The 18,265-nt window shown below is 34.7% G+C and carries 15 protein-coding genes; 9 read left to right on the top strand and 6 right to left on the bottom strand.

Going from position 1 to position 18,265, the window contains the following annotated elements; genetic code table 11:
* Positions 1-151: 151 nt before the first annotated feature.
* Positions 152-1,084 carry a helix-turn-helix transcriptional regulator gene (locus AC4BC4_RS04995; RefSeq protein ID WP_490476972.1) on the top strand — a complete coding sequence of 311 codons (933 nt, stop codon included), beginning with the start codon at positions 152-154 and terminating at the stop codon, positions 1,082-1,084.
* 135 nt (positions 1,085-1,219) lie between these two features.
* Here AC4BC4_RS04995 and AC4BC4_RS05000 read toward each other — a convergent pair whose 3' ends face one another.
* The 3 genes from AC4BC4_RS05000 to AC4BC4_RS05010 all read right to left on the bottom strand — a co-directional run bounded on the left by AC4BC4_RS05000 (position 1,220) and on the right by AC4BC4_RS05010 (position 5,360).
* Positions 1,220-2,323 (bottom strand): SLC13 family permease, encoded by a 1,104-nt coding sequence (locus tag AC4BC4_RS05000; protein WP_490476973.1) that lies wholly within the window; start codon positions 2,321-2,323, stop codon positions 1,220-1,222.
* 138 nt (positions 2,324-2,461) lie between these two features.
* Entirely contained in the window at positions 2,462-3,199 is a 738-nt protein-coding gene (locus AC4BC4_RS05005; RefSeq protein WP_438758657.1) for an amino acid ABC transporter ATP-binding protein, read from the bottom strand.
* A gap of 1 nt (position 3,200) precedes the next feature.
* On the bottom strand, positions 3,201-5,360 hold the full coding sequence (locus AC4BC4_RS05010; RefSeq protein ID WP_490476974.1) for an amino acid ABC transporter substrate-binding protein/permease: 2,160 nt from the start codon (positions 5,358-5,360) through the stop codon (positions 3,201-3,203).
* Between the two features lie 329 nt (positions 5,361-5,689).
* Here AC4BC4_RS05010 and uvrB point away from each other — a divergent pair, with 329 nt between their 5' ends.
* The 7 genes from uvrB to AC4BC4_RS05045 all read left to right on the top strand — a co-directional run bounded on the left by uvrB (position 5,690) and on the right by AC4BC4_RS05045 (position 14,865).
* Positions 5,690-7,684: an excinuclease ABC subunit UvrB gene (uvrB, locus tag AC4BC4_RS05015; RefSeq protein ID WP_490476975.1), complete on the top strand. Its 1,995-nt coding sequence runs from the start codon at positions 5,690-5,692 to the stop codon at positions 7,682-7,684.
* Positions 7,685-7,925: 241 nt separating this feature from the next.
* The gene (gene uvrA / locus AC4BC4_RS05020; RefSeq protein WP_490476976.1) at positions 7,926-10,742 is read left to right on the top strand and encodes an excinuclease ABC subunit UvrA; all 2,817 of its coding nucleotides are present in this window, start codon (positions 7,926-7,928) and stop codon (positions 10,740-10,742) included.
* Between the two features lie 437 nt (positions 10,743-11,179).
* Positions 11,180-11,386 carry a hypothetical protein gene (locus AC4BC4_RS05025; RefSeq protein ID WP_438758661.1) on the top strand — a complete coding sequence of 69 codons (207 nt, stop codon included), beginning with the start codon at positions 11,180-11,182 and terminating at the stop codon, positions 11,384-11,386.
* A 383-nt stretch (positions 11,387-11,769) separates the two neighbouring features.
* Complete coding sequence (gene rapZ, locus AC4BC4_RS05030) at positions 11,770-12,654, top strand: RNase adapter RapZ (RefSeq protein ID WP_438758662.1); 885 nt, start codon at positions 11,770-11,772, stop codon at positions 12,652-12,654.
* On the top strand, positions 12,651-13,649 hold the full coding sequence (locus AC4BC4_RS05035; RefSeq protein WP_438758663.1) for a gluconeogenesis factor YvcK family protein: 999 nt from the start codon (positions 12,651-12,653) through the stop codon (positions 13,647-13,649). Before rapZ ends, AC4BC4_RS05035 begins: the two co-directional genes overlap by 4 nt.
* 30 nt (positions 13,650-13,679) lie before the next feature.
* Positions 13,680-14,615, top strand: coding sequence for a DNA-binding protein WhiA (gene whiA / locus AC4BC4_RS05040; RefSeq protein WP_438758664.1), 936 nt, complete (start codon positions 13,680-13,682; stop codon positions 14,613-14,615).
* A gap of 49 nt (positions 14,616-14,664) precedes the next feature.
* The gene (locus AC4BC4_RS05045) at positions 14,665-14,865 is read left to right on the top strand and encodes a hypothetical protein (protein WP_490476977.1); all 201 of its coding nucleotides are present in this window, start codon (positions 14,665-14,667) and stop codon (positions 14,863-14,865) included.
* Positions 14,866-14,881: 16 nt separating this feature from the next.
* Here the strand turns inward: AC4BC4_RS05045 and AC4BC4_RS05050 are convergent, their stop codons facing one another.
* The 3 genes from AC4BC4_RS05050 to AC4BC4_RS05060 all read right to left on the bottom strand — a co-directional run bounded on the left by AC4BC4_RS05050 (position 14,882) and on the right by AC4BC4_RS05060 (position 16,756).
* On the bottom strand, positions 14,882-15,403 hold the full coding sequence (locus AC4BC4_RS05050) for a DsbA family protein (protein WP_490476978.1): 522 nt from the start codon (positions 15,401-15,403) through the stop codon (positions 14,882-14,884).
* Positions 15,404-15,509: 106 nt separating this feature from the next.
* Entirely contained in the window at positions 15,510-16,106 is a 597-nt protein-coding gene (clpP, locus tag AC4BC4_RS05055) for an ATP-dependent Clp endopeptidase proteolytic subunit ClpP (protein ID WP_010760682.1), read from the bottom strand.
* Positions 16,107-16,279: 173 nt separating this feature from the next.
* On the bottom strand, positions 16,280-16,756 hold the full coding sequence (locus AC4BC4_RS05060) for a TM2 domain-containing protein (protein ID WP_438758667.1): 477 nt from the start codon (positions 16,754-16,756) through the stop codon (positions 16,280-16,282).
* 198 nt (positions 16,757-16,954) lie between these two features.
* On the opposite strand from AC4BC4_RS05060, the gene AC4BC4_RS05065 reads away from it, so the two are divergent.
* Positions 16,955-17,470 carry a hypothetical protein gene (locus AC4BC4_RS05065; protein WP_490476979.1) on the top strand — a complete coding sequence of 172 codons (516 nt, stop codon included), beginning with the start codon at positions 16,955-16,957 and terminating at the stop codon, positions 17,468-17,470.
* Positions 17,471-18,265: the final 795 nt, after the last annotated feature.

Consider the following 18,265-nt stretch of genomic DNA (forward strand, 5'->3'; position numbering starts at 1 on the left):
TAATTATTTGAGATGCCGTTTTAACGATCCATTTTTACTAAAGATTTTTTCATAAAGTCTTATCCTCCTTTACTTTTAGCATATCATGCGATTGTTGACACCAGTATGGCAACAATATAAAATAAAAGAAAATTTGAAAGAGGATTATTAGATGAAAGTTGAAAGACTTATTAGTATTATAATCATTTTACTGGATAAAGAGCGCATAAGTGCGCAGAAACTAGCAGACATTTTTGAAGTTTCACTACGCACAATCTACCGCGATATAGAGGCGATCAATAGGATAGGTATTCCTGTTCGCTCAACATCGGGAGTGGGAGGTGGATTTGAAATCATGCCCAATTACAAGATTGATAGTAAGGTTTTTTCAGATGTGGACCTTTCTACTATCTTGATGGCACTTTCTAGTCTTTCTACTATGATACGAGGAGATGAGCTGATACACACCCTGACAAAGATAAAAAGTTTAATTCCTGCTGATAAAGCAAAAGAAATTGAACTGAGAACAAATCAATTTTGTCTAGATTTAACTTCATGGACGGGCAATAGAGAGATACAATCTTATTTAGAAATGATTAAAATAGCTTTACAGGAAAAAAAGCTACTATCGTTTGAATATGCAGATCGCTATGGAGACAAAACTGAACGAACAGTGGAATCTTATCAGCTTATATTGAAAAGTAACCATTGGTACCTACAAGGGTATTGCCTTAAAAGAAATGATTTTCGTTTGTTCAGGCTGTCTCGAATATCCAACCTCCAAATACAAATGAGATTCTTTATCCCACGGAAGTATCAAAAACTGCAATTGGATTTTACGGATATTCTGAAAACGATGCAAACAAAAATCAATATTTGGATCCATAAATCTGTAATGGACAGAGTACTTGATCATTGTACATTTGAACACTTTTCTCCAGATGGTGAGGAGCATTATATTGTCGATTTTCCTTTCATAGAGAACGAGTATTACTACAATATCCTTTTTAGTTTCGGGGATAAATGCGAGTGTTTAGGACCGTTACATATTCGTGCAGAAATGAAGCGTAGAATACATGATATCGTCGCTATATACGAAAGTTAGTGTAAGCTAGAATCAGTTCAAAAAGACAATTGAATACTCATCAAAATTCTAGTTTGAGAGGATATAAAATAGCTCATTAGAAAAACAAGGTTGCTTCTGCTCCCAACGTTTATTACTTGAATAGGACACAATTTTTTACAACAAAAAGATAAAAAATAGGACAAAGCAGATTAAAAAAGCTAAATTTATTAGCGTAAATTGTAGAAGGAAATTTTTTGATTGCTTTGGATAATACTCTTTAAAAAGCTTAAAACCAATCAGATTAGCCAACGAAGCAACAATCGTGCCTAAGCCTCCGACATTTACTCCCCAAAAAAGAGCTTGCGATCGATCTGTGAAAGGAGCAATCAGAATAGCTGCAGGAACGTTACTAATTATCTGACTCACTAAAATACTTCCAAAAAATGTATGCGTGTTTGTCGTAAATTGGTCTTTTATAAATGTTGCAATTATTTCTACTTGAGAAAAATTGCCTACAGCAATAAAGAAAAAGATAAATGTCCATAACAATTTATGATCGACTTGCCAAAGCATTTCTTTATCGTAAATAATGAGGATACTTGTAGCGATTGGAATTACAATGAAATAAGGCAAGATATTAAAAACACCAAGAAGAATGAATACTCCAATCAAACTTAAAATAATCGTCTGTTTCTTATTGATTCTCGGAACGGAATCAGTTTGTTTTGTAATCGGTTGTTTTTTTATAAATAGAAATGAAAGCAATAAAAATAAAACGGAAGAAAGCAGTAAGACAAAAGACCATTCAAAAAATGTAGCAGTGGAGAGAGAATAGTAAGAAAATAAAAAAAGATTTTGCGGATTTCCAAATGGGAAAAAACTACTGCCTAAGTTAGCGGCGATAATTAATAATACAGCACCGGCAATCTTATTTTCCATATCTGTAAATTTCTGTATGATCGTTAAATAAATAGGCATTAATGTAAGGATCGCCACATCGTTCGTCAGGATCATTGAACTAATAAATGCTAATAGCACAATATTTCTGATTAAACTACGGGTTGTCGAAGAAAAATCGATCATTTTTTCAGCAAAATAATATAGAATACCCAGCTTTTCAATATTCTTTACAAAAAGCATCAAACTAAATAGGCAAAAAATAACTTTAAAATCAATTGATTTTAAGGAGAACGAACCGAATAAGCAACTGATAAGAGCGATCAGAAAAGAGCTTGTAAATAATAAATCATTGGTGAAAAAAGAAATAAATCGTTTCATTTAAAAACACTACTTTTACTTGGTAGAGTCTGTTCAAATTTACTTTAAAAAGCAGGAATTATCAAGAACAAAGAGCATTCTAAGCGGAAAAAAATGGATCACTCTCTATCAATCAAGAGTAATCCATTTTTTCTTTGTTTAAATGTTAAGAACTTTATCCAAGAAATCTTTTGTCCGTTCATTTTGCGGGTTTTCAAAGATTTGTTGTGGTGTGCCATCTTCTAAGAAATTACCGCCATCTATGAACATGACACGATTGGCTACTTCCTTTGCAAAGCCCATTTCATGTGTTACGATGACCATCGTCATTCCTTGTTTGGCTAATTTTTTCATGACGTTCAATACATCGCCTACCATCTCAGGATCGAGAGCTGAAGTCGGTTCATCAAACAACATGATGTCTGGGTTCATTGCTAAAGCACGGGCAATGGCGACACGTTGCTTTTGACCACCGGACAATGACTCAGGATAGCTATCTTTTTTATCTGCTAAGCCAACAGTATCTAATAATTTAATCGCCTTTTCTTCGGCTTCTTTTTTTGAAAGACGACCTAAATCTGTTGGAGCCAAAGTAATATTTTCCATGATCGACAAATGTGGGAATAGATTGAAATGTTGAAAAACCATTCCGATATGTTGACGAATTTTATTAATATTTGTATTTTTATCTGTTAGGTTTGCTCCATCGATAATAATATCACCACTGGTTGCTTCTTCAAGTTGATTTAAACAACGAAGAAAGGTACTTTTACCAGAACCCGATGGGCCGATGACACAAACAACATCGCCTTCTTGGATAGATACGTTGATATCGTTAAGAACAGTATTATCACCATATTTTTTTATTAAATGTTCTACTAGAATTTTTTCAGCCATATTATTTCACCTTCTTTTCCAAAACTTTAGCTAATTTCGTTAAGGCTGTGATCAAAATCAAATACATCATTGCAATCACAAAGTAAACCATAGTACTTTGTAAGTTTCTGGCAACAATGATTTTACCTGTTTGCAACAATTCGATCAAGCCGATTGCTGAAAGAATCGTTGTATCTTTTAAAGAAATAACAAATTGATTGACGAAAGATGGAATCATGATTTTGATTGCTTGGGGTAAAATGATTTTTTGCATTGTTCGATTGTATGAAAGACCCAAACTTCGTGAAGCTTCCATTTGTCCAACGGGCACTGCATTGATACCGCCTCGGACTATTTCAGAAATATAAGCACTGGCATTCAACGTCAATGTTATGATTCCAGCAAGGAACACGGGGATATTAAATCCTAAAATTCCTGGTAAGCCGAAGTAAATGAAGAAGGCTAGTACCATTAAAGGAATCCCGCGAATAATGTCGACATAAACAGTAGAAATCACACGCAATGCTTTGGATGGAGAAGCGCTAAACAATCCGAAGATCACACCCACTATCAAAGCTAAAATAAATGAAATCAGTGTTAATTGAATGGTCATCCACAGACCGCTCAATAGGCGTTTCCAGTTATTTTGAATCATACCGATAAGCGTTGATTCATCCACTTTATTTTCAGTAGCACCGTCTTTTACATATTTTCCGATGATTTCATCATACTCACCAGTTCGTTTTAATTCAGCTAATCCCTCATTGAACATTTGGACTAACTCAGGATTTTTACCTTTTTTCACAGCAAAACCGTATTTTCCACCCTCTTCACGAGGAATCGGTGTTGACAGTGGTTGTTTTTGAGAAATCCCGTAACCGATCACAGGATAATCATCCATCATTGCATCGATCTCGCCAATTTCAAGGGCGCTGTATAAAGCGTCTGTAGTATCTAAATATTTAATTGAATAATCATATTTATCTTTGTTAGCTTCAAGGAAATCAGCACTTTCAGTCCCAATTTTAGCACCAACTTTTTTACCTTTTAAATCTTCATATGAGTGGATGTTGTCATTGCCTTTTTTGACAGCAATTTGAATACCGCTGTTGAAATAAGGTGTAGAGAAGTCAAAAGATTTTTCACGTTCGTCAGTAATCGTCATTCCTGCGATCATTGCATCAGCTTGACCAGATTCGACCGCTTGAACAGCAGAACTGAAGCCGATAAATTTAAACTCAACATTAAAATCTTGTAGTTCTGCAATTCGCTCCACTAAATCGACATCGATTCCTTCGTATTTACCATCTGAATTTTGGAATTCAAACGGAGCAAATGTAGAGTCGCTTGCAATAACGTAAGCTTCTTTTTTTGGTTGAATCTTTTTCATTTTAGAATCAGTATCTGTTTCGGATTCAGTTCCAGTGGAAATATATTGGTTTACGATAGCATCATATTTACCTGAACTTTTCAGTTCTTTCAGCCCAGCATTGAATTTTTCGATCAATTCTTTATTTTGCCCTTTTTTCACAGCAAAACCATAAGAACTACCTGTTTCTTTTTTTCCAACTAATTGAAGTTTTTGTCCATTTGTTATGGCATATCCTAAAACCGGATAATCGTCAAAGATCGCATCCGTTTCACCATTTTCAAGCGATTGATAAAGACCTGTTGCATCATCGAAATTTTTTATTGTATAGCCGTACTTTTCTTGATTTTTCTCTAAGAAAGTTGCGCTTTCAGTTCCGACTTTTGCGGCGACCGTTTGTCCTTTTAAGTCTTCATAATTTTTGATTTTGTCATTGCCTTTTTTGACAGCCATCTGCAGACCACTGTCAAAATAAGGTTCTGAGAAATCAAAAGATTTTTTTCGTTCATCCGTAATACTCATACCAGCAATCATCCCGTCAACTTGGTTTGATTGTACGGCTTGGATGGCACTGTCAAAGCCAAGTGGTTTAAGATTTACTTTAAAATCTTGATCTTTAGCGATAGCATTAAGCAAATCAACGTCAATACCGACATATTCTCCTTTTGAATCTTGAAATTCAAAGGGAGCAAAAGTCAAATCAGTTCCTATATTATATGTTTTTTCCTCAGCTTGAGCGGGATGCCCAAGGGTAAATGTCAGTAGACTTGCCATCATTACAATGGATGAGAGTAAAAAGTGTTTCCCTTTCATAAAATACCTCCTATATTTGCATATTGTATAATTATATAGTAAAAAAAGGTGAAAGCACAAGTCATTGACAGTTAGAATTTCAAAAAAAAATCATTTTATGACATCTTATGTTATAAAATATAACGCGACTGTGGTGCGAAAATAGTATTCTTCATCATTATTAAAGACAAACAAAAGATTAAATAAAATGTAAATCGATAAAAAATGCGTATACGCAATGTATTCTAGAACTAGCGAAAATATGTTCGGTATGTTAAAATAAATACAGATGTTTCTTTTCAATTTTAAAGATAAAAATTCTGATAAATAGAGCAAGAGGAGGATGTTGAATGATAGAAAGAGAGACCTCCAATACGTTTGACTTAGTATCAAAATACAAGCCGGATGGAGATCAGCCAGAAGCAATCAAGCGATTAGTTGAAGGCATCGAAGGCGGAGAAAAAGCCCAAATTTTATTAGGTGCTACAGGAACCGGAAAAACCTTTACGATTTCTAATGTGATAACAGAAGTGAACAAACCGACATTGGTCATTGCTCATAATAAGACTTTAGCTGGACAGCTTTATGGAGAGTTTAAAGAATTCTTCCCTAATAACGCAGTCGAGTATTTTGTTAGTTATTATGATTATTATCAACCAGAAGCATACGTTCCTTCGAGCGATACATATATAGAAAAAGATGCCAGTATCAATGATGAGATTGATAAATTGCGCCATTCAGCCACAAGTTCTTTACTAGAAAGAAACGATGTGATCGTCGTTGCTTCCGTTTCATGTATTTTTGGTTTAGGTGATCCTAAGGAATATAGTGAACAAGTGGTTTCTATTCGTGTAGGGATGGAAATGGATCGCAGTCAGTTGTTGACAGACCTAGTAAACATTCAATTTGAGCGAAATGATATCGATTTTCAACGTGGTCGTTTTCGTGTAAGAGGCGATGTGGTGGAGATTTTTCCTGCCTCAAGAGATGACCATGCCTTAAGAGTTGAATTTTTTGGGGATGAAATTGAACGTATAAGAGAAGTCGATGCTTTGACCGGCGAAGTAATGGGCGAGACTGAACATGTTGCAATTTTCCCTGCGACCCACTTTGTGACGAATGAAGATCATATGGAACATGCGATTTCACAAATTCAAGAAGAATTAGAGGCTCGTTTAACCGTCTTACGTAATGAAAATAAATTGTTAGAAGCACAACGCTTAGAACAGCGGACCAATTACGATATTGAAATGATGAGAGAAATGGGCTACACATCTGGGATCGAAAATTATTCCCGTCATATGGATGGTCGCTCAGAAGGAGAACCGCCGTATACCTTGATTGACTTCTTTCCAGATGACTTTTTACTTGTGATCGATGAATCTCATGTGTCGATGCCTCAAATTCGAGGTATGTATAATGGTGACCGAGCTAGAAAACAAATGCTAGTAGATTATGGTTTCCGTTTGCCTAGCGCATTGGATAATCGTCCATTACGTTTAGAAGAATTCGAAAAGCATGTCCATCAAGTGGTCTATGTTTCTGCTACACCTGGACCTTATGAATATGAACAAACAGATACTGTGATTCCACAAATCATCCGACCGACAGGATTGTTGGATCCATTGATTGAAGTCCGTCCAATCATGGGGCAAATTGATGATTTAGTCGGTGAAATTCATGATCGTGTAGAGAAGGATCAACGTGTATTTATCACAACCTTAACGAAGAAAATGTCTGAAGATTTGACGGATTACCTTAAAGAATTAGGAATCAAGGTCAAGTACCTTCATAGTGATATCAAAACGTTAGAACGAACAGAAATCATTCGGGATTTACGTTTAGGAGAGTTTGATGTGCTGATTGGCATCAATTTACTTCGTGAAGGACTGGATGTACCGGAAGTATCATTGATTGCGATTTTGGATGCCGATAAAGAAGGCTTCTTGAGAAGTGAGCGCTCATTGATTCAAACAATTGGACGTGCCGCTCGTAACTCAGATGGTCGTGTCATTATGTATGCAGATAAAATGACTGATTCGATGCAAAAAGCTATTGATGAAACCGCACGTCGTCGCTCAATTCAAGAAAAATACAATGAAGAACACGGTATTATACCAAAAACGATCATCAAAGAAATTCGTGAGTTGATTTCAATTTCTAAAACAAATGAAAAAGGTGAGCCGTTCAAAATTGATAAAGATTATCATGAATTGACTCGTCAAGAAAAAGCTGATTTATTGATGAAATTAGAAAAAGAAATGCGAGATGCAGCGAAAGCATTAGACTTTGAGACTGCAGCGACTTTAAGAGACACGATTTTGGAATTGAAAGCAGCAGATTAAATGACACTCACTGTGGTTCGCTAAAAGGATCAACGTTCCCTGCGGTCACCTTGTACTGTTCAACATCAGCTCATAAGAATACTCGCTGTGTTTCACAGCAAAGGAGAGCCGTTACTCTTGCGAATTTATTCGCGTAGAAGTAAGGGACATCGGACCAATAAGCAAAGGAGAGCCGTTACTCTTGCGAATTTATTCGCGTAGAAGTAAGGGACATCGGACCAATAAATAAAGGAGAGAACTAATGGCAAATGATAAAATCGTCATTCATGGCGCACGCGCACATAATTTAAAAAATATAGATGTTACGATTCCCCGTGACAAGATGGTTGTAGTTACCGGATTATCTGGTTCTGGGAAAAGTTCACTTGCCTTCGATACACTATATGCGGAAGGCCAACGCCGCTACGTAGAAAGTCTTTCGGCCTACGCTAGACAATTTTTAGGTCAAATGGATAAACCAGATGTCGACAGCATCGATGGTCTGAGTCCAGCGATTTCTATCGATCAAAAAACAACAAGTAAAAACCCGCGCTCAACCGTCGGAACAGTAACAGAAATCAATGATTACCTCAGACTGTTATTCGCTCGCGTAGGTCATCCGATTTGTCCTAACGATGGGACTGAAATCAGCAGTCAATCTGTTGAACAAATGGTAGACAAAGTGCTGGAATTACCAGAAAAAACGAAACTTCAAGTATTAGCTCCTGTGATCGTCAAGAAAAAAGGCCAACATAAAAAAATATTTGAGATGATTCAACGTGAAGGCTATGTTCGGATGCGTGTTGATGGAGAAACGTATGACGTAACGGAAGCACCTGAACTTGAGAAAAATAAAAAACATGATATTGCAATTGTCATTGATCGAATCGTAGTAAAAGAAGGAATCCGTTCTCGTTTATTTGATTCATTTGAAGCAGCCCTAAGACTTGCTGATGGGTATGCGTTAGTAGATGTCATAGATGGGGAAGAAATGCTCTTCAGTGAACATTACGCTTGCCCCTACTGTGGTTTTACAGTCGGTGAATTAGAACCAAGACTATTTTCTTTCAATGCACCATTTGGAGCCTGTCCTGATTGTGATGGATTAGGAATAAAATTAGAGGTCGATCGTGATCTAGTGATTCCTGATCCGACGAAAACATTGCGTGAAGGAGCAATTGCCCCTTGGAATCCAATTAGCTCACAATACTATCCTCAAATGTTGGAACAAGCGGCCGATAGTTTTAATATCGACATGAATACACCATTCGAAGAGTTGCCAGAAGAGCATCAAGATATTATTTTAAACGGATCTAATGGTGAACCTTTCCATTTCCATTATGAAAATGATTTTGGTGGAGTCCGTGATGTGGAAGTCCCGTTTGAAGGTGTTTTAACGAATATAAAACGCCGTTACCATGAAACAAATAGTGATTTTATACGTGATCAAATGCGTTTATACATGACAGAATTGACCTGTCAGACCTGTAAGGGGTATCGTTTGAACCCTCAAGCTTTATCAGTCAAAATAGATAATACAAATATTGGTCAAGTTAGTGAACTAGCTATCAAAAATGCAGTTCAATTTTTTGAAACAGTTAAATTGTCGGAACAAGAACAAATGATTGCCAAACCAATTTTAAAAGAAGTAGAAGATCGTTTGAACTTTTTAAAAAACGTTGGGCTGGATTATTTAACTCTTAGCCGAGCGGCGGGAACTTTATCAGGTGGTGAAGCGCAACGGATCCGTTTAGCAACACAAATTGGTTCCAACTTATCTGGTGTATTATACATCTTAGATGAACCGTCGATTGGACTGCATCAGCGTGATAACGACCGTTTGATCGAGTCACTTAAGAAAATGCGTGATTTAGGCAATACACTGATCGTTGTTGAACATGATGAAGACACGATGTGGGCATCTGACTATTTAATCGATGTGGGACCAGGTGCTGGACATTTAGGTGGTGAAATCGTTGCTTGCGGAACACCAGATGAAGTTGCTAAAAATCCGAATTCATTAACGGGACAATATCTTTCTGGAAAAAAAGTGATTCCTGTTCCTAAAGAACGTCGTAAAGGCAATGGTAAGAAAATTAAAGTGACGGGGGCAACTGAAAATAATTTAAAAAATGTTACAGTGGAGTTTCCTTTAGGAGAGTTTGTAGCCGTTAGTGGAGTTTCTGGGTCAGGAAAAAGTACTTTAGTGAACCAGATATTGAAAAAAGCTTTAGCACAAAAAATCAACCGTAATTCCAATAAACCAGGAAAACATAAAAGTATCACTGGATATAAAAATATTGAAAAAATCATCGATATTGATCAAAGTCCAATTGGACGCACTCCACGAAGTAATCCAGCAACATATACAAGTGTTTTTGATGATATTCGTGATTTATTTGCGAAAACAAATGAAGCCAAAGTGCGTGGATACAAAAAAGGACGATTTAGTTTTAATGTTAAAGGTGGCCGCTGTGAAGCTTGTCGTGGTGATGGAATCATTAAAATTGAAATGCACTTTTTACCTGATGTCTATGTGCCTTGTGAAGTTTGCCATGGCAAACGCTACAATTCTGAAACATTAGAAGTTCACTATAAAGGAAAGAATATTTCTGATATATTAGATTTAACTGTTGAAGATGCGGTAGAATTCTTCCAACATATTCCAAAAATCCATCGCAAATTGAAAACAATTGTTGATGTAGGCTTGGGTTATGTTACCTTAGGACAACCAGCAACCACATTATCTGGTGGAGAAGCACAGCGAATGAAATTGGCAAGTGAACTTCATAAAAATTCAAACGGTAAAAATTTCTATATTCTAGATGAGCCGACAACAGGATTGCATACAGATGATATCGCCCGTTTGCTTGTTGTATTAGAAAGACTTGTTGAAGCAGGGAATACAGTGCTTGTAATCGAACACAATCTAGACGTAATCAAATCAGCAGATCATGTAATTGATTTAGGTCCAGAAGGCGGAGACGGTGGTGGAACGATTGTTGCAACAGGAACACCTGAAGAAATAGCCAAAGTAAAAGCAAGCTATACTGGAAACTATCTGAAACGAGTTTTATAAATTGGTATACTCTATTTGGAAAGTGTTACACCACTTTTAAAGAAAGTTTGAAGGTTGAATAAAAAAATATGATTGCTATTGATTTCTCTGTGATTTTGAAGTAAAATCACAGTCAGATAGATATATTGTTCAACCTAATTGGTATATATCTATCCTTCTATAAATAATCCGTTCAAAAAAGAAAAGCACAGCCTTCATTAATTGAAAGGCTGTCTTTTTTTGTACATTTATTATATTTAATTAAAAAAATAATGAGAACTATTAAATGAATATAAATGAGAAAAAAATAATGAAATGAATGAAAATTTATATTTTTTAATCATTTAAATTTAAAAATAGTCAAAAAAAGAAAATGTTTATACGCAAGTTGAACGATATTATTTTTAAAAACATGATATTCTATAGTTATGAAAACAGTATGAAAGGATGATTTTTTCTTGGAAAAGAAAGAAATACAGATTGGTGCACATTATGTTTGTCATGGATCGAATTTTTCTTGGTTTTTTGTAGGAGAGGCCATCTCCAAAAAAGAAAAAGATTTACAAGTTAGAGTGATTAAATGCCATCCAACGGATCGTATAGCTATAAATTGTGATGATCCGATTCTAAACTTGAATTATTTTAATGTAATTGAAGATGCTTGATTTTTAGAGATTCTAGCTGTGTGTTTATGAATATAAGAAGAAAAATGTTTAATAAATAGTAATATAAATTGTCAGATAAATGAACAAATAATAATAATAGACCAGAATAAACGATAAAATGTTTATTCTGTTTTTTTGTTTTCAGAAAAAAATGCACAGATGTAAACTCGAATTATTTTTTCATTATTTTTTTAAAATAATAAATATTAAAAAAATATATATGTGTTAAAGTCTCGCATAATTGAGAATAGCAGTAAATAATTTTATATAAATCGTTAAAGCCTAAGAAAGTATGAATGAATCGCTAGAATTGTTTGAAAAGCTTTCTTTGATACACCCGGGATGCTATAATTAGTAAAATGATTTAAAAGGAGCGCTAAAAAATGGCTGACAATTTACAATTAGTTATAATCACTGGAATGAGCGGAGCAGGAAAGACTGTAGCTATTCAAAGTTTTGAAGATATGGGGTATTTTTGTATCGATAATATGCCGCCAAGCTTGATTCCTAAGTTTTGGGAATTGATCAAAGAATCTGGAAAAGTGACCAAGATAGCGCTAGTGATTGATTTACGCTCTCGTAATTTTTTTAGAGAAATTCAAGATATGTTAGTCGAACTTGAAAATACGAACTTGATTGATACAACAATTATGTTTTTGGATGCGACGGATGAAGAGCTTGTCTCTCGTTATAAAGAAACGCGTCGTGCTCATCCATTAGCGATGGATGGTTTGATCACAGAAGGAATTAGAAAAGAACGAGCAATTCTTGAAGAAATCAGAGGTGATGCCCAAGTTGTGATCGATACAACTGATTTATCACCAAGACAACTGAGAGAACGAATCAATGAAGAGTTTAAAACTAGAGATACGCATGAATTTCGTGTTGAACTCGTTTCATTTGGTTTTAAATATGGTTTGCCAATTGATGCAGATATTGTTATGGATGTTCGTTTTTTACCAAATCCTCATTATATTCCAGAGCTAAAACCGTTGACAGGACAAGATCCATCTGTCTATGATTACGTGATGAGTTTCCCTGAAACTGAAAACTTTTATACTCGATTTATTGATTTGTTAAAAAATGTGATGCCTGGATATGAAAAAGAAGGGAAATCGAGTATTACGATCGCCATTGGTTGTACTGGTGGGCAGCATCGCTCCGTTGCATTGACAGAACGTGTAGGAAAAGAACTTGGACAAGATTATCATGTCAATATTACTCATCGAGATAAAGGTAAGAGGAAAGAGACGGTAAATCGATCATGAAGATGAAAACTTATCGAATTCGAAAACCCAAAATCGTTGTGGTCGGTGGAGGGACTGGCTTACCTGTTATTTTAAAAAGTTTACGGAATCAAAGTGCAGATATTACAGCGGTTGTGACTGTTGCAGATGATGGAGGAAGCAGTGGGGAGATTCGAGAATCGATGAATATGACGCCACCGGGTGATCTCCGCAATGTCTTAGTTGCGTTATCTGATATGCCGCAATTATATGAAGATATCTTTCAATATCGTTTTGACAAATCAGATAAATATTTTGCTAATCATGCCATCGGTAATTTGATTATTGCCGCCGTTTCAGAGATGCGAGGTAGTACGTATGAAGCGATTCAGTTACTTTCAAAAATGATGCATGTAGATGGACATGTTTTTCCTTCATCTGAAAGACCGTTGACTTTGCATGCTGTTTTTAAGGATGGTTCTATTGCTGTCGGTGAATCTAGTATAGCTGTAGATCGAAAAACGATTGATCATGTTTTTGTGACGAATACAAATGATGAAGAACAGCCGAAAGCTGCCCGAAAAGTAGTAAAAGCAATTGAAGAAGCCGATATGATCGTTTTAGGGCCTGGGAGTATGTTTACTAGTATTTTACCTAACCTAGTGATCAGTGAAATCGGAGATGCAATCATCAATGCCAAGGGCGAAGTGGTTTATATTTGTAATATTATGACTCAAAAAGGTGAAACCGAACATTTTACGGATGCAGACCATGTTTGCGTATTGCATGAACATCTTAAAAATAAATTCGTTGATACTGTTTTAGTTAATACGGAAAATGTACCTGAAGGTTATATGGATCCAGAAATTTATGATGAATATTTAGTTCAAGTGGAACATGACTTTAAGAAATTGAGAGACGAAGGCTGTCGTGTAATTTCCACAGACTTTTTAAAACTTCGAGATGGCGGCGTTTTTCATGATGGTGATAAGGTAGTGGATGAACTATTCCGAATTGTGTTTGGCGCAAGATATTAAAACCTATGAATAAGAGAGGGGGCGAGGAGATTGTCTTTTGCAGCAGATGTTAAAAAAGAATTAACGACGTTAGAGGTTCATCGGGAACATGCTAGAGCAGAATTAGCTGCTTTAATTCGAATGAACGGTTCACTAAGTATTGTGAATCAACAATTTGTATTGAATGTTCAAACAGAAAATGCAGCAATCGCCAGACGAATCTATTCTCTTTTAAAAGATCATTATGATGTTCGCTCAGAATTATTAGTCCGAAAAAAAATGAAATTAAAGAAGAATAACGTCTATATCGTAAGGTTAAAACAAGATACAAAAAGTGTGCTTGCTGATTTAGATATTCTAGACGGTATGATGTTTAATACTCATGTATCAGATGATATTATAGGGAATGCCCAAAAAATGAAATCTTATTTAAGGGGCGCATTTATGGCTTCTGGATCAGTCAACAATCCAGAAACAAGTCGCTATCATTTAGAAATATTTTCGATTTACGAAGAGCATAACGACGATATTTGTCAGATGCTGAATTATTATGATTTAAATGCACGAACATTGGAACGAAGGAATGGATATATTTCCTATTTAAAAGGTGCGGAACGAATCGCTGATTTTTTAACGCTGATTGGTGCGACGAATTCTATGTTGAAATTTGAAGACGTCAGAATCGTTCGTGATATGCGCAATTCTGTGAATCGTTTAGTCAACTGTGAAACGGCAAATCTTAATAAAACGATTGATGCGGCGTCAAAACAAATTGAAAATATTCAGTTCATCGAAAGTGTTGTAGGATTAACAGCTTTACCTGAAAAATTGCAAGAAATTGCTGAATTACGATTGGAATATCCAGAAGTGAGTTTAAAAGAATTAGGTGAGATGATCCCGTCAGGTGCTATTTCAAAATCAGGTATCAATCATCGCATTCGAAAAATAAATGAATTTGCAGATAAACTGAGAGAAAAAAGTGCATAACTTTTTATAGGGTGCTAATTATAAAATAACAGAGAGCTAGGTGGAAATGATGGGTGTAGAAGATAAAGATTTTATTATGAGGCAGATCAAACAACTTGGAGAAGGTCTTGGGACTTTTCTTGGAAAAGAAGATGTGGATAAGATTTTAAGTTTTGGAGAAGATGCTGAAAAAGAGATTGAAGATTCTTCAACATACAAAAATCCGACCTCTGATGATAGTTCTAAAAAAGATGAGACAAAGCTAAAATAGCTTCGTCCCATCTTTTTTACTTACCTTCTATATAGCTGATCAATTCTTCTTTTGTAATGGATTCATCAAAAATAAGTTCACCGATCACGATTGTTGGGACAAATTTAATATTTGCCGCAGCGGCTTCTTCAATCACAGCTTGGACAATCTCAGGCTCTTCTTTTTCAGGTAGTTGTAAATTATCTTCTGCAAATACTGCTACATCTTCTAAAGAAAGATTTCCCCATTGATCTTGCGTATCATACATTTGTTTCAGATCGGTCAAGCCTTTTTCAGGCAAATCATAATTGATATGGTGATGCATCACATTACCGCGTTGCAAACTTTCTTTTTCTTTATCTAAAAGTTTGATGATTCGTTGAACTTTTCCTTCTTTTACATATTCATTCAATAAATCAAATGATTCTTCAAACCACTTTTTACAATAGGGGCAGCGAACATTCATAAACTCGACCATTTTTATTGGAGCAGAATCTTTTCCAATAGCTAAACCATTTTTAGTTGTAACTTTTGTTGCATCAATAATTGAAATATCCATTTTCGTAACATCCTTTCATTCTACTATCTTTAGTGTAGCGCTTTTTGACTTTAGTTTAAATAAAAATGCCCAAAATTTTCAAAAGAAATTTTGGGCATAGGTTTTATTATTTGCTTAAAGAACTGCTGTTTTCCATTACTTCATCGATCAAACCGTATTCTTTTGCTTGTTGAGCTGTCATAAAGTTATCACGATCTGTGTCACGTTCAATGACTTCAAGTGGTTGGCCAGTGCGTTCTGCTAAGATTTTATTCAAGCGATCACGTGTATCAAGAATGTGTTTAGCTGCAATCTCAATCTCAGTTGCTTGCCCTTGTGCGCCACCTAGTGGTTGGTGGATCATAATTTCGGCATTCGGTAATGCAAAACGTTTGCCTTTTGTACCAGCCGTTAATAAGAAACTTCCCATAGAAGCTGCCATACCAAGGACGATTGTTTGTACATCCGCTTTAACAAAATTCATTGTATCAAAAATTGCTAATCCAGCAGAAACACTTCCTCCTGGTGAGTTGATATAGATATAGATATCTTTTTCAGAGTCCTGTGCATCCAAAAATAGTAATTGGGCAATGACTGAGTTTGCTACATTATCATCGATCGGACCACTTAACATGATAATTCTATCTTTTAATAATCGTGAATAAATATCATATGCTCTTTCTCCACGAGATGATTGTTCAATGACTGTTGGTATTAAATTCATAGTATATTCCTCCTATATAAAAAACTCTTCAAATCATTTTATCACAAAGCATACCTTAATGCTTAAAAAAAGTATACTTTATTGGTCAACAAAGGTCAACTTTAATGCATTAAACTAAGCAAAAAAAAGTAATTAAAAAGCCTTAGAATATCCTAAGACTTTATTGACGATTATTATGAAGTTACAACAATATTTCCATTTTGATCTGCAGGTTTAAGCAATGTAATAATCGTTGTGAAAAATGCTACTATTCCTGGGATTGCTGTCCAACTGAATACTAGGTACATAATTCCTTTTCCAATGAAATCAGAATAGAACTTATGTGCACCTAACCAGCCTAAGAAAAATGCTAATATAAAATAAACCCATTTATTAACGACTCTCCCATGTTGTACATAACCACCAACTGTTTGTGTATTATTATTTTCATTAACAATATTGATATTGATTTTATCTTGTAAATTTTCTGCTGCACTTACAGTCTTTTCTGTTTTATGGATGATTAATTCATCGCCATCTTCGAATACGTCAACGAGATCACCAATCTCTGGCTTAAAATTAAACCATTCATATAATGCATGTGTTGTGCTGCCATCTTCATTTGCAATGACTACATCATCAAAATCTAACTTAATAACCTTTTTCCCCATATTAAATTCTCCAACTCCCTATGTTATATTATATAATCAATTGAATGTGTAATATAGACATTTCAAGAAAGTAAATAATCAAAAAATAAAAAAAATTAAAAATAAGTAAGGACAATAAAATTTTTTCATATTTTTTTGTTCACTTGAAAGAATATGGTATACTGAAAAAACAAGAAAGAAAAGAGTGAGGGAATCCGAATGGTTGTTTTTATAGCAGGTATGACTGGTGTCTTGATTGGCGCAGTTATTGTATCGATTGGTGTTGCTTTACGCGTAACCTATGATGAACGCAAAGCGATACGCTATCGAGAATTAGAAAATTTTGTCAAGGAGATAGAAACGCTGAATCTTTTAAACAAAAAAATCAATGAGATTTTACAAAAAAGAGATATCTACGTAGACAAGTCTGTGAACTTCCTATCGATGGATGATTGTTATATCAGTATTGATGATTTTATCTATTTAGAATCATTTTCGGCACAAAATAATTTTTATTTGCCGACCTATTTGATTGAAGAATTTTTTAAGAAAATTGCACATAGAAAAGTGATTTTAACACCAGATGAAGTAATTTCAATGGGAGGAAGTACCTACAAAGGCGGCCGAGTTATTTTAGAAAGCTTTTCTGAAGAGTTACTTTCTATTATTGAAGATAAAAAGAGACAAATGAAACGTTTAACCAATAAACCTTTGTATTATTTTCAAAGAAATTGAAAAGAGGTTGGGGCAGAAACCTTTATTCGGACTCCTAAAGGCTAGGATATAACTCGTAGAGTTATGACCTAGCCTTTTTTTAGACTATTTTTATTCAGATATAAGGTTACATATGGACTATCTCTATTTGTTTGAACCTGAAAAAATGTGTCCAGTGACCAAATGTATGAAAATAGAGTAGACCAGATTGCTGATCCAGTTTATCATGATAATTTTTTGTCTTAGTTAAAATGAAAAGAAATTAAATTTTCAACTTTTTTACGTGCAATAAAAGTATCTACTTTTTCTTTGTTATCAATAGAAGAAAAATCGGCTATAAGATAAATTTTCAAAAATTATTCATTAAATTGATTTATTTTTCAAGAGAGCTCTTTTTTTTATAGTTATTTTTTGAATCAGTGTAGAAAATAGTTAGATTTTTTCAAAATTAAATAAGTTTTTATCTGTTTTTATTGAAAACTCATCTTTGTGTCTTCGAGATTGGTTTTGGCTTCATTACTTAGTGGGGTTGTCTTTTTCATTCGATTTCATTATACTTAAACATTAAGTAAGAAAGTAAAGACTAACGTTTTTAGAATTTTCTGAATCTTTTTATCAAATTATGTTGACATTCTCATTTATTAGGTTTATAGTTAACAAAAGCTTTTATTTATCACATGCTATTTTAATCTTTATAGATTTTTTAAAAGAGGAGACCATTGCCATGAACAAGACAAACAACAACCACGTATTAGTCATTATTTTATCGTGTAGGGCTTAGAACACTGAGAAATTTCGCAGTTGTTAGAGTCCTGT

The sequence above is a fragment of the Enterococcus sp. AMC1086 genome, from assembly GCF_058216575.1.